The 12,375-nt window shown below is 54.1% G+C and carries 6 protein-coding genes; all 6 read right to left on the bottom strand.

The window, feature by feature from the left end; translation table 11 throughout:
• Positions 1-28: 28 nt before the first annotated feature.
• On the bottom strand, positions 29-808 hold the full coding sequence (locus LGH74_RS24360; protein WP_226180724.1) for a hypothetical protein: 780 nt from the start codon (positions 806-808) through the stop codon (positions 29-31).
• A 42-nt stretch (positions 809-850) separates the two neighbouring features.
• Positions 851-3,937 carry an immunoglobulin domain-containing protein gene (locus LGH74_RS24355; protein ID WP_226180722.1) on the bottom strand — a complete coding sequence of 1,029 codons (3,087 nt, stop codon included), beginning with the start codon at positions 3,935-3,937 and terminating at the stop codon, positions 851-853.
• Between the two features lie 487 nt (positions 3,938-4,424).
• A complete protein-coding gene (locus tag LGH74_RS24350) occupies positions 4,425-9,521 on the bottom strand; it encodes a hypothetical protein (RefSeq protein ID WP_226180720.1) in 5,097 nt (1,698 codons plus the stop codon).
• A gap of 20 nt (positions 9,522-9,541) precedes the next feature.
• Positions 9,542-10,111, bottom strand: a complete 570-nt coding sequence (locus LGH74_RS24345) for a hypothetical protein (protein ID WP_226180718.1) — start codon at positions 10,109-10,111, stop codon at positions 9,542-9,544.
• Positions 10,112-10,456: 345 nt separating this feature from the next.
• On the bottom strand, positions 10,457-11,440 hold the full coding sequence (locus LGH74_RS24340; RefSeq protein WP_226180716.1) for a type II secretion system F family protein: 984 nt from the start codon (positions 11,438-11,440) through the stop codon (positions 10,457-10,459).
• A 149-nt stretch (positions 11,441-11,589) separates the two neighbouring features.
• Positions 11,590-12,078: a PulJ/GspJ family protein gene (locus tag LGH74_RS24335; RefSeq protein ID WP_226180772.1), complete on the bottom strand. Its 489-nt coding sequence runs from the start codon at positions 12,076-12,078 to the stop codon at positions 11,590-11,592.
• Positions 12,079-12,375 lie beyond the last annotated feature (297 nt).

Here is a 12,375-nt window from a genome sequence, read left to right as displayed (position 1 = left end):
AGTATTCGACATGAACTGCTGTAGATTCTTACTTTCTCGTTTGAGTAACACTCGTCTGATCCACAAGCCGGTAGCCTTGGTAAGCCGGGCGTAGATGCCCGGTCTTGTCCAAAATCTGCGCCCGGGCATCGGCCGTTAGCTTTTCGGGCTTATCCACCCATTGCTGCTTGAGAAAGGACAGGGTGAGGCGGGACAAAGGCATACCGGGCCCGTAGTTGATTACCATTTTCTGGACCCGGTGCTCCCGAAGCCAGAACTCCAGCTTTTGATTGGACGACCGGTTTCCGCCTGCTAGGGGAAGCACCAACTGCAGGTGTTGCTGGGTGGTGTTTTGCACTTGCTCCGTGCGACAGAACGCCACTTGGCTCTGACGGATCAGCGAATCGCGAAAGACGGTGAACTGCCCCGGATCAGGCCCTTTTTTTCCGGCCAGCACCCGTGTGATAAACACGGTGTGCTGGCGCTGAATCACCGAAACTACGAATTGACCATCCTGCCACATCGTTACCTCCGGCGTGTGAAAGTAGACTTGATTACCGCTGGTATAGAGCTGGGCATCAACACTGGACTGACGCTCGCCATCTTGGCCGGGAATTCGATAAGCGGTCTGGCTCAGGAAGTGTACATAAAACGCTTTGCCATTCACCGTTTGCTGCCCAGTTTGCAGGTGAGCATAAGCATTCATCAACTCCTGCTTGCAGGCGTCGGCTGTCGGGATCGGGGCAGTTGGGAAAGAAGCAAGAGGCAGCGACAGGGTAGCTGCCCAGAGGCAACCGGCACTCCAGAGCGCAGATAGAGGTATAGCCATAAGGCGAAAAAAGAGCAACGACAGGGTGACTCGTAGTGAGAATTAAGGCTGATAAGGCGTATGGTAGTGCGTTTCCTGTACCGTCTTGACCCCGCGCTCAGTTTCTACCTGCTTGCGGATCAGCTTACCTTCGGGGTTATATTGATAGAGGAGGGCAAAATGCTGGTCATCGAAGCTGGCCAGGAGCCGAAACGTGTTGGGCTCATAGACGTAGGCTGTCATCTGCGCATCCATAGGTTGCACCCGCACGTCGTCTACCCACAGCGCGGCGCCGTTACCCTCCGTGCCGGTCAGCAACAAGCGTGGTACTAACATTTCGTTTTCACCCAGCACCAGCGTATTGAGTGAAGCAGCCGGAATCCGGGCCTCGTAGAGTACCCATTCGCCGGTGCGGACTAATTCCCGCAACGGGGCTGTCGCGCGGGACTGGCTTTCCGTTAGGCTATTTGCCAACACCACCTGCGGGCTGGTAAGGGTCAGGGCCTGCGTTTTGATCCATACCTTGACCAGCAGGCCGCTTTGGCGGAGCCGGTTGGTCAGCGGAATGGCTTTCAGCGAAAGCTGCCAGCCCGCGCTGCCCTGTTTCAGCAGCTTCGCCGATCTACTGCCCGTATGCCGCTGCGCTGTTTCGGAACTCACTTCAGTAGCGCGCAGCAACAGGTGGTCTTCCCCATACAGGGTGGCTCCTGTTCCATACAGGCTCTCGAAGCTTTCAAAAAGCACGCTACCGGTTTCCGCATTCTGTGCCTGCAGATAAGGCAGCGCATGGGTCGAGCCGGTTGCAATCGAATGTGCGTCAGGATTAGTAGACGATACCCACGGCGTGGCCAGCCCGTAGCCAAACTTGGCCGTACTGGGCACTCCTAACGGGTCACGCTCCTGTAGCACTTCACCGTTAGGAGCTACCTGCTCGGCGATGGATGCCGGCAGCCAGACGCGCGGCCGGGCCCGGGCACTGCTCTGCCAGTTAAAGGGCAGCATAGAGAAGGTGCCCGCTGCAAAGTTTGGCTCATTGTTATAGTTTGGGGCTGCCGGTGAGCGGTAGCTGTAGCTGGCATAGGGCTGCAGCTGATATTCCCCGTCCAGGAACGGGTTGCCGGTCAGCTCTCCGGCATAGGTGGCATCGGCCCGCACCAGCGTATCGGCAAATGCCGTGGCCGTGGCCGATACAACTCGGCTGATAGTGGGAATCGTGAGGCCCAGGCATTCCAGGGAGTTATCAGGGATGCACTCTGAATCAGTGTACACGTAATCAATGGAGCCGGAGCGGTTATTACGCTGAAACGTTCCACCGGGGGCGACGACCGTTTCGCAAAGGAAATCCTGAACTTCCACACTCAGGGCAACAACCTTGGAGCAGGGCCTATTGGTAGCGCCAAAGATGCCATGAATCGTTACCTGCACGGTATACGGCGTGGCTCTGCCGGCTTTGAAGGTGTGGGTGGCTGAATTGCCGGTAGTTGTTTGTGCAGGGCTGCCGTCTCCCCAGTTCCAATCGTAGGAAACGTAGCCGGCCGCCGCCTCAAACTTTATCTGGTAGTTTTTCAGGAAGGGGGCCATGCCGCTTTCCGCGGCTACGCTGAGCGTAGAGCCGCTACCATACACAGTAACCGTCACCTTCTGACGCGGCGAGCGGCACCCGGGCGAGGCTGTCGGGTATGCCTCGACATAGTAGTCGGTGGTACTGGTCAGGATGCCGGTGTTGTAGGTCGCTCCTGTTGGACTCAACGGGTTGCCATTGGTATCGAACCAAGCATAGGTAAATCCCGCAACCTGATTGACCTGCAGTATGGTGGATTCCCCAGAGCAGATATCTGGATTGGCCGCGGTTGGAGCGCTGCCAATCACGCTTTGAATGCTGACCATTACCGGAACCCGATCCGATGGGCAACCCAGCCGACCACTGGATATTGCCTGTACATAGTACGTGTCATTGGCTGTTACCGTAGGATGGTAATTGGTCCCAGTATGCAGAATAGGATCTGACGGGTTGTTGGTCTTATACCAGTTATAAACAACACCAGAAGCAGCATTGGTAACAATCAGGTTGGCCTGCTGGCCCGACAGACATACAGTGCCTTGTGGAACGTTGGGGTTGGGCAGGCTATAAATTGCTGCGTCGCTCGTAAAGGCGATATCGTCAACACCTATTACCCCCGCCTCTTGCCCACTACAGGAAGCATGACCAGGTCGGTTACAGCAGCTATAATCAGCCGTATAGATTAACCGTAGCCGCAGTGGAACCGTCGCTGCCGTAGAGCCTGGAGACACCACACTAGCTGGAATCGTGGCATACCCGTTAGTGCCACCGGAAGGTGCGGACCAGATAGGCTGATCGTCCGCGCCTAATACTTGTACCGTAAACCCTGTGAGGCTGGCACTGGCCGCGTTTCGCCACGTTTTTGCGCTGAAACGCCCACCAAACCCGGGAGGAACCTCCAATGTTTTGCCCCAGATAACATAGGGCTGGTCTGGACTGCTGACCTCAATACTACCATCACTGCCACGTGCCGCACAATAGATTTTAGGCAGCCAGACCCATAGACGATTGCCTGACCCACTTTGCGTGGTTTGGTTCGGGACAGAAGATGCTACAACATACTGCCCTGGCCCGGAGAAGGCAGGATTCCAAAAGAAATTCTGAGGATTCTCACAGCTATATTGACTATGGCAAGTGGCATTCGGTGCAGACGTTACGCAATCAACAAAGGGGGCATCAAAAGTCTCTACAAAATCCGGGGCATCACTATTGAAGTAGATGTCATCTAAGCTTACAGTCCCGAACGTGTCGGAACACTTGTCAATAGAACAGCAGCCTCCCAAAGTGGTATAGACTATCCGGAGCCGCAGGGAAGAGCCATTTGTTCCCATTAACATAGTAGCAGGAATGGTAAAGTTGGCAGGACTTGAACCTACTGTCCAACTCTGCAGCACACTGCCATTGGCAGCAAGCGCATCGACTCTCATTTCATGCCAAGCTCCTCCACGGCTGGTAGTGAAGAATCCAAAGTTGCCACCATATCCTGCCGGTACCTGTAAGGTTTTTTCCCACAATACATAGTCTGTATCTGGAGCATTGCCCTGCACCCCATCGTCAGGAAGCGGGCAATAAACATTGCGCAGGCGCATCCATAGCTCATTATCACTATCCCCGCCAGTAGTAGTACCTGGCTCCCGGGGAGCTACTACATAATGCCCATAGCTCGATAGTTGCGGGTCCCACAGCCAATAGGTATTTCCCGTCTGATAAGGAGATAATGAGTGACACGCTTGCGTTGGGGGCGAGCAAACAGGATTATCAAACGTTTCCAGAAAATTCCTTGAACAAGGAGCCGTAGCTTGCCCATTCGCTTGATGGCCAATCGATAACAGGCATACTACAATCATCAATGTAGTGTAGGCGTGCTTTAACCCAGCGTTATGAATAACCCGTTGCAAAAACAAGCTTGGTACTGGAAGGTATGATATCATAAGTAGGAGTGAAATCGCGCAGGCTGACACATTTGGAGTACAGACGAAGAAGAAACTCACAGCCGAAGCTGTTATCCAGGGTTAATTGGAGCACTCTGCTTTTTTGAGGTAGCGTGTAATAGCTCCTCGCTTCCATACTTTGCAATCAATTCTTCACCAGCACCCAGCTGCCATTGGCACAACGGGCCTGGAATGACTTAATCGTGAGCCGCATCTGGCCATTCGTGATTTGGCGGGCTACCTGCACTTGGCTGATAGTAGCATTGGCTGGGTCGGGCACACAAGATGGTGGTAGCTTTGCCGCGTAGGCCGTCATGTTCACTCCCGCATAAGACGAGCCCGGCAGGGTAGTACTCACCGTGCTGGTACCCGTACCCGCCGTGGAAGCCAGCCAAGTGTTCAGATCGTCGGTAAAACTATGCTCACTGCCATCAGCGTGCTTGGCAGGGCTGTTCGGCAGCCACAGCGATTCGTAATTGGTCTGATGGTACGTCGTCGCCCCGGCGGGGGTGCTCAGCTGGTTGCGGTGGCCGCTGCGCACAATCTGAACCCGGGTGATAGGGGCCGTCGTGGCGGATTGTAGAAATGCAGTTGTGAAGCCTGAGGCCGCAGAGTTGGTGTGGGGCAGGCCGGCGGGGTAGAGTCGGATACGGTTGTGAATAAAGTCAGGAGCTCCAGTAAAGCACACGAAGTTCGTGTTGCTATTGAGTTCGAGCTGGTCACCCTTGGTCAGGCGCCCAAGATTGTCGCACACGCCGCCCGTAAACTGCAGCCAGATTTCGTTGTCGTCCCCGCGGGCGATGCTCATCCCACTGGTGGACTTGATTACCAGATTCTCATTCCCAAACTTGGGCTGCAGCTCCGGATACAGCCAGGAGGCCATTACGGAGGCCTGCAGGTAGCCTCCCTCAAACTCATCCGTCGACTTGACCACCACGGCCTGACCGGTGAATTTGTCGAAAGCCATGTTGACGGAAGTATGCACGATGCCGTCCTGCAGCGTCTCCACGCGCTTGACGACGGCTGGGTACCGTACTACTTTGGATGTGACATGCGTATAAAACTCGGCCTGGGTATGCGTCAGGGTGGGGAAATAGGTATTAAAGGTCAGCGGCACGAATGCCCAGGAAAAGGTTAGATCCGCCTCAAAGCTCAGGTCGACCATATTATCCGTCACCGCCTTCTGGGCACTTGTTATATCTACTTCCCGGCCCGGGTGCATACTCTCCAAGACTTCACCCGGCTCACTTTGCACCGTCATATCTTCAGCCGGCGTGGTTGATCCGTTGCTTGCAAACTTGGTCGGCTCAAAATAGCTGTAGCGCTGCTGGCTGATGGGGGAAAGCTTACTCTCACCAGCCAGCCCGTGGTAATCGCCCGGGTAGGTAGCCTTGCGCAAAACCTGCCCGTGCATGCTGTTCAGGATAAAGCTGAAGCCCTGCGCCGCCCAGGCATTGTTAACCAAGTCATTCAGCCACACGGCATACACGTTCCGCTCTTCCAGCACCGATTGGAGCACGGTTTTGCGAACCTGCATAGGATACGAGCGCGCAGTAGCAAACTCGCTTACCGAGTACCCGGTGGAAGTACGCCCACTATGAATGTTGCGCGTGACCACGCGCGCATAGCCCACGGAGGGGGCGGGTAGTAAGCTTTCTCCTAGCGGACCTTCGGTTTGCTTGCGGTCTATGCCGGCAATGATTTTGGACAGCACTCCCTGGCTCTGCCGGGGCAGGTAATCGACCAGGATATTCTCTTCCCGCATTCCCCCCGGCTCCGTCGTGGCCACGCCGCTGCTGATAACCTGGCCGTTCTCTTCCATCCGGTAGATAAACTCGCTGCCGTAGAGTACGGGTTTGCCATCAAAGCCGGCATCGTAGGTAAGCAGCCGCTTTACCCGCAGCCCTCCTCCCTTCTTGGGCTTGGCCAACGGAATGCGGAAGTAGGAATAGGCCGGATTCAGCGATGCGCACTGGGACGCTGGGGTCCAGATGGTTTTTTGCCACTCGGCCATTTGCCGCACAATCTTTACGGCATCCTGGTCGCCGTCATCCAGACGGTTTGCATTGGGGTTGCAGCTGCCGCCGGGCACGAGCTTGCCCGCCCGCTGCGTTTGCAGGAAATCCTTGCACACTTGTCGGGGTAGGGTGTATTTGTCGTTGCTGCCATCTACTTCAATAAACAGGCGGTTCCCTTCCAGGCCAGTGCGTTTGACTGTGACATAGCCGGAGATAAAGTCGGCATTACACGAATTGAAGTCTGGCAGCGTCCCATTTGCCAGATCATACAAAAACTTGAAGTAGATCTTGCGTCCGCCATTGTCGGGGTATTCCCTTTTCAGCGCGCGGGCCGTAGCGCGCAGCTGCTCCGCATCAGTGCCCGCTACGCCAATACTGGCTAAGTCCAAAAAGAACTTGCCCACGGGAGATATTTCCCCAGCTTGCAGAGCCACCATTGCATGGGCGGGTTTGTCCTGCACGTAGGCATAGTCATCCTGCTCGTATTGGATATGGATCTGCCCGCCCGTAGGCAGCGTTATTACTTTCAACTGCCAGGCGGCCGGATCAAAAGTCGATGTCGGTTCAGGGTCCTTTTGGTCAAGCCAGGGCTGCATTCTCTGAGACCGCGTCTGGCCATCCGCCTGGTAGTTGCCCCAGGCATCGAGATTGAAGTTGCTGTAGATCGGGTTCTGGGCTAGCTGAGGCGAGGAATTTCGATAGAAACCGCTGATAATCTCGTCTTTACCCTGCTTGTACTTTTCAGGATACTTGGTAAAATCAGGATAGGCATACGAGAATGTATAGGGACTGATCTTGGTCGGGATATTTTGAAATTCAAACCAGATTCTGGTGAGCGTTAGCTTGCCCGCGCCGTTTGTTGCATTCGGCAAACCGGTACTCAATCCCGTAGCCGCGTAGTCAAAATGCACTGTTTTAATCGGCTTTGCACCAGTTTTAGCAGTGCATTTGCCCGTTGCAGGGTCCAGGATTATATCCGTATTAGCATACAAATCGATTCTCTCAAGGGCTTGAAGTGCATGCTTTGAGGCCGATGAGGCAGCTGTCTGCGTCTTTGCCGTTGCTTCGTCTTCCGCGTCCAGGCCATCTATCCGGTCACGGGTTGTAAAGATGGCCGTATGCGTCTTGGTCTGGACAGACTGCAGGTAAGCAATTTCCTTTTCACCCGAAGACACGGTACCCATGTCATCCAAGGGGTCAGACAAAGAGTTTTTCTGATACAAAAGTCCCTTATAGGGAATGCGCCAGTTATACCAGGATGGCTTGCCGCTTCCATAGTACTTGGTATAGTTGAAGCGGGTATACCCCCCAAAGTCATCGGGGCTCGGGCCATCCATACGCCGGTCAACATAATCGGGGGTGTGTACTTCCGTAAGCAGGAAGCTGTTAGCATAGGCTGCCGGGCGCTCTTCGCCAACCTTTACCTTGAAGGCGTCTTCGCCTTTGTTGCTGTACACCAAGTATTTATCATTGGGTAACGATTCGCCCTGCACGCCAAACTGCAAATTCCTTTCTTTCCTCGACAGCAGGGGCAGACCGTAGATATAGTTCGCGCCGGTAGCAGTGGCAATCGACATCTCACAGAGCATAGATCCGTTCACGCCGGCGGGCGTGATCGGCAGATCAGTACGCTGGGAGAAAGCCCGCGAGCGGCGCAGGGTCGTGGCCGGTGTACCATAGAGGTCCGCAAAGGTGTGGTAGCCGATATAGCCCGACCTGCTCGCCCGGTCGGGATAATGCAGCTCCTTATTAAGCTGATCCTTATTCAGACTGTGTGATAGCAGTGATGAGTTTATGCTGGCGGTTACGGGCTCATCAGAATCCGTATCCGTTGCCGACCAACTGCCACCCAGGTCATTGGCAAAACGAAAAGAAATTCCTTCTCTATTAGTAGAAGAGGGAGTGGTGTTTGCTGGCGCATCTTCTGAAAGACCAGAGAATTTCTCGCGGGCATTCGGTTTCTGCCACTGGCCTTCCGTGAACGTCTGCCAACCCGCTCCCACGTCCACCCCTAACCCAAAGGTGGTGCCAAGGTTCACTTCCGGGGATACGTTGAAAATCTTTGTGGTACTGGATTTTGTATTAGGAACAAATTCCCCTACATCTTCATGGTATAAGCGAAACCCGCCCCCAACGCCTTCTCCACTCACCCCAAAATTGTCGGCACTGTTAAACGGGATTCCTAAGAAAACGTCCCGTTTAGTGTAAGGGGAGTCTTTCTCCAGCGTATAGTCCGTTACCGCAGATTCCGTTAGCGCAGCATTGCTATACATGTAGCCGAAAGCTGGCGCATATTCGTCCTTGGTGTTCTCCTGCCAGCTATAGCTACCCGACATATTCGCAGAGAAACCAGAGGGAATAATAATAGGATCAACAGTTAGGCCTGTGGTAACGTTGTAGGAAGCTCCACTGTAGCCGGTTACGTGATTTGACCTTACCGCCTCCGAGAAGCTGAACATTCCAAAGTTGCCGCCGATCAGGCTAACCGAATTTATGGTGGAAGACTTCCGGACCGACTTACCCAGCGAGTCCTTTAGCTTTTTCTTAAAGCTATTATCTGAATCGTCCGTCCGCTTGCTTGCTTCCTCATGGGCTGTAGCGTAGCGCTTCAGAATGGCAGCCGGGCTGACCTCCAAGGAGAAGCTTCCCCGGCCATTCGAAAGGTTGTAGCCCAGGCTGACAACGCCCTTGGCAATCGGAATACCAGCCCCGACGCTGTAACCAAACCCCTGATAGTTATTATAGCGGATGGATGCATTTACATTGGCGAAATCTTTGCCGAAAGCTTCCACGGAGGTACCCACCCCCCTAGTCGCCGTCCATTCACGTGGGCTCTTATTCCAGTAGTGCACACTGCTTTCCTTGAAATCATCCGGAAAGCCGCGGGTATTCCGGGTAATGGCCCCCGGGTTGAGCGACCAGCCGTAGCCGACCCAGGAGGCCTCCTCTTCCGGAGTAGCACCGCTATGGTAGGATAAGGATAAGGGATAGTCACTGCCCTGAGGACCCGGAATATTGATTACGGGTAGATTGTACGTGAAGTCACCCGTAAACTCATCCACCATCTGGTTGGTGGAAACGGGTTCGAAGGAAGAGAATTCCGGTTGACTCGGCCCGCCGGTTAATGCGTAGCTAACGGAAGGAAAGCCAATCTCTGATAGGATCAGGCACAAGAGAAACGCTGCTATCCGCTTGCGGGTAGCAGAACGATACAGAAAAGACATAGTCAGTAGGTAGAATTATATCATGGCATCACGGCCAGAATATCCTTCGCTGCGAAGTGAAACCGGATAGGATCAGCTAGGAAAAAAGCATTGTCCAGGACAAAATCAACGGGGGGGCACCCGTCCAGAACGTCACTGGTAAAAGGGAAGACGAAAACGATATTTACCGACTGATCACTCTGGGCCGTTACTTCCGCAAAGGCTGCTAGTGGCTTGATAACCTTGTTGTTGATTTTCAGATGCCCGGCATCCTGCATGTGGTACAGCAGCTGGGTCTGTGCATCGGTAGTAGCTGTACCCGCAACCGGGTATTGCTGCATAAGCTCTTGGACAGGTATACCTTTTTCGAGGCTCGCTACTTGTAGCTTAAGGGTAATCGTTTGGGAAGCAAAGCGTGATTCAGCCCGGGCAGGAAGTGTCGTTTCGTCCCCCTGCAGCTGGGTTAAGAAGGAGTCCGGCAATAGCCTGAGCATCAGATGCCAAGGCTTAGCGGTGTGTTCGTGGACTAAGCCATTGGCTGGGTCAGCCAGATAGATAGCCAACGAGGCGACATCCTGAGGCGCCTTTTGCTGGCAACCAGTTAGTGCCACACAAGCCAGGAAAGCGAATAAGCAAGAAGTAAGAATGGGTAGCCTAGAGTGAATAAACAAGGCAATTAGAATCAGAAGCTAGTAGAGTATTTCTGCAATACTATTGGATTTTATCGTCAACAACAATAAAGATTGTAACATTTATTTATGTATATCGTATCGTAAAACAAAATGATATTAAAATGCTTATAATCAGATAGGTGCAAAAACAGATGTGTTGTTTACCCCGATAAAGTGGCAGCACAATTGGTACAAGTGATCAACTATAGCAGAACGTTTGTACTCGCCCACGGCATGCCTATTGTTCTACCTACCTAAACAGGATAGAAAATAGCCATTGCGCTTCTACCCAATGGCACTGCTCATCTGGAATATGGGCAGGTACATCGCAACCAGAATGAGTCCGACCACCAAGCCGAGAAAAATGATGATCAGCGGCTCTAGTGTGCTACTCAGCAATGCGGCCCGATGGTCTACCTCGTCACTGTACTGCTGCGCCAGAAGACTAAAAAAATGCCCCAGTTGGTTTACTTCCTCGCCCACTTTTACCAGGGCTATAAACCGCGGCTCAAAAAAGGAAAAGGCCGCTAAGCTTGTATGCAAAGCAGTGCCTTGCATAATCTGCGCCTCCACCGTTTCCAAGGCCCGTACCAGGGGCGCAAAGCCTATCATTTGCCGGGCCAGGGCCAAGGCCTGCACCAGGGGAACGTGCGCGCTACTCAGCAAGCTCAACGAACTACACAAGCGAACCAGGTATACGCGCAATACGATGGGCCCCAGGATCGGCACCCGCAACAGGGCTTGGCTCATCCGGTAACGATAGCCCGGTACACGCCAGAAAAGCCGCCACGCCGCCAGCAGGCCGGTCGCAGATAGCATCCCCAGCCATACATGCCCCCGTACAAAGGCTGACAGCCCTACAATGGTCTGGGTAAGTGGGGGCAATTGTCCGCCAAACCGTCGAAAGACATCAGAGAACATCGGGACGATAAAATTCAGCATAAATACGACAGCTCCTACCGCCGTTGCCATCACCAGGACCGGGTAAGCTAAAGCTTGGATGAGCTGGCGGCGCTGCTTGATCTGCCGCGCGTAGTAGTGAGCCAACTCCTGCAGAATGCTGACCAAGCGTCCCGTTTCCTCGCCGATCTGTAGGCTGTAGAATTCATAGGCGGAGAATTCCCCGGATTGCTGAGCCGCCTCTGACAGGGTGCTGCCTGCGACGACCGAGTCCCGGATGGAGGCCAGCAGGGTACCAGCTTTGCCTGTCAGCTGTTGAACCTGAATGTCCAAGGCGGTTTTGATGTCGACGCCGGCGCTTAGCAGCATTCCCACTTCGACATACAAGGATTGCCGCTGCTTATCGGATAGGCGCTTACCCAAGCGTATGTCCCGGCTTAGAAAAGCCCCCAAGGAACGAGCACGTGGCGGACGAATCCTTGCCGGAGCAGCGCGCACTTTGGAAAGATCTAATCCACTCATTTGTGTGATGTCCGTAAAAGCAGCTGGCCGGCACTGTAGGTAGTTGCCGCCTGCAGGTGGAAAGTATCCTTGAGCACTACTACTGCCAGCGCTACCTCATCGATCAAGCCGGCCTGTTGTGGCTGCGCCTGAAAGTAATAGTCAACGCTGAGTAAGGGCAACTGGAACGTATCGGTTACTTCCCCCTGCTGCCGGGTAACCACTGAGTCAAGCCAATGGTATTCCACCATACGTGCTTGCTGCGTGCATTGCACCCGGTTATCCACGGCGGTAATGGAGGAGGCGCGGTCAAAGTCGCGGATGAGGACTGTTTGCAGGGTGCTGACCTGGCCCAGGATCTGGGCCTTTTGCTGGAATAGCTGCTGTTGCTGCTGCACAATGCGGAGGCCGGCATAGGCCATGCCAAAGATCAGGGCACTCAATACCAGGGCCAGCATAAGCTCCACCAAGGTAAACGATCTAAGGCGTAACGTCCGGGTGAGCATATACCAGCTGCTGAAATTGAGCCATCGTCTTCTCCCCGACACGGGCCGTAAGGCGAAGTTCGAGTAAGTGGGGAAGGTTGCCATAGGCTAGTACCTCTTGCTCAACCTCAAACTCATCCACAATCGTTGTTTGGGTGCGCCAGGCACGGGTACGAATGGTTTCAGCGGCAACTTGCCGTAGCACCAGCTGACTTTGCACCCGCATCCTGTTTGGCCCCGTAAGCGCCAGCCTGGCGCATACGCCTAGTCCCATTCCCAGGATAAGCACCAAAATGGCCGCTGCCACGATTACCTCAA

Source organism: Hymenobacter lucidus, assembly GCF_020447265.1.
Lineage (GTDB): Bacteria > Bacteroidota > Bacteroidia > Cytophagales > Hymenobacteraceae > Hymenobacter > Hymenobacter lucidus.
This window is presented reverse-complemented; position numbering and strand designations above follow the sequence as displayed.

Coding starts and splice junctions, on each gene's coding strand:
- LGH74_RS24355 (WP_226180722.1), bottom strand. CDS start 3,937: ATGCGCCTGCGCAATGTTTATTGCCCGCTTCCTGACGATGGGGTGCAG.
- LGH74_RS24340 (WP_226180716.1), bottom strand. CDS start 11,440: ATGCTGCTAAGCGCCGGCGTCGACATCAAAACCGCCTTGGACATTCAG.
- LGH74_RS24360 (WP_226180724.1), bottom strand. CDS start 808: ATGGCTATACCTCTATCTGCGCTCTGGAGTGCCGGTTGCCTCTGGGCA.
- LGH74_RS24335 (WP_226180772.1), bottom strand. CDS start 12,078: ATGCTCACCCGGACGTTACGCCTTAGATCGTTTACCTTGGTGGAGCTT.
- LGH74_RS24350 (WP_226180720.1), bottom strand. CDS start 9,521: ATGTCTTTTCTGTATCGTTCTGCTACCCGCAAGCGGATAGCAGCGTTT.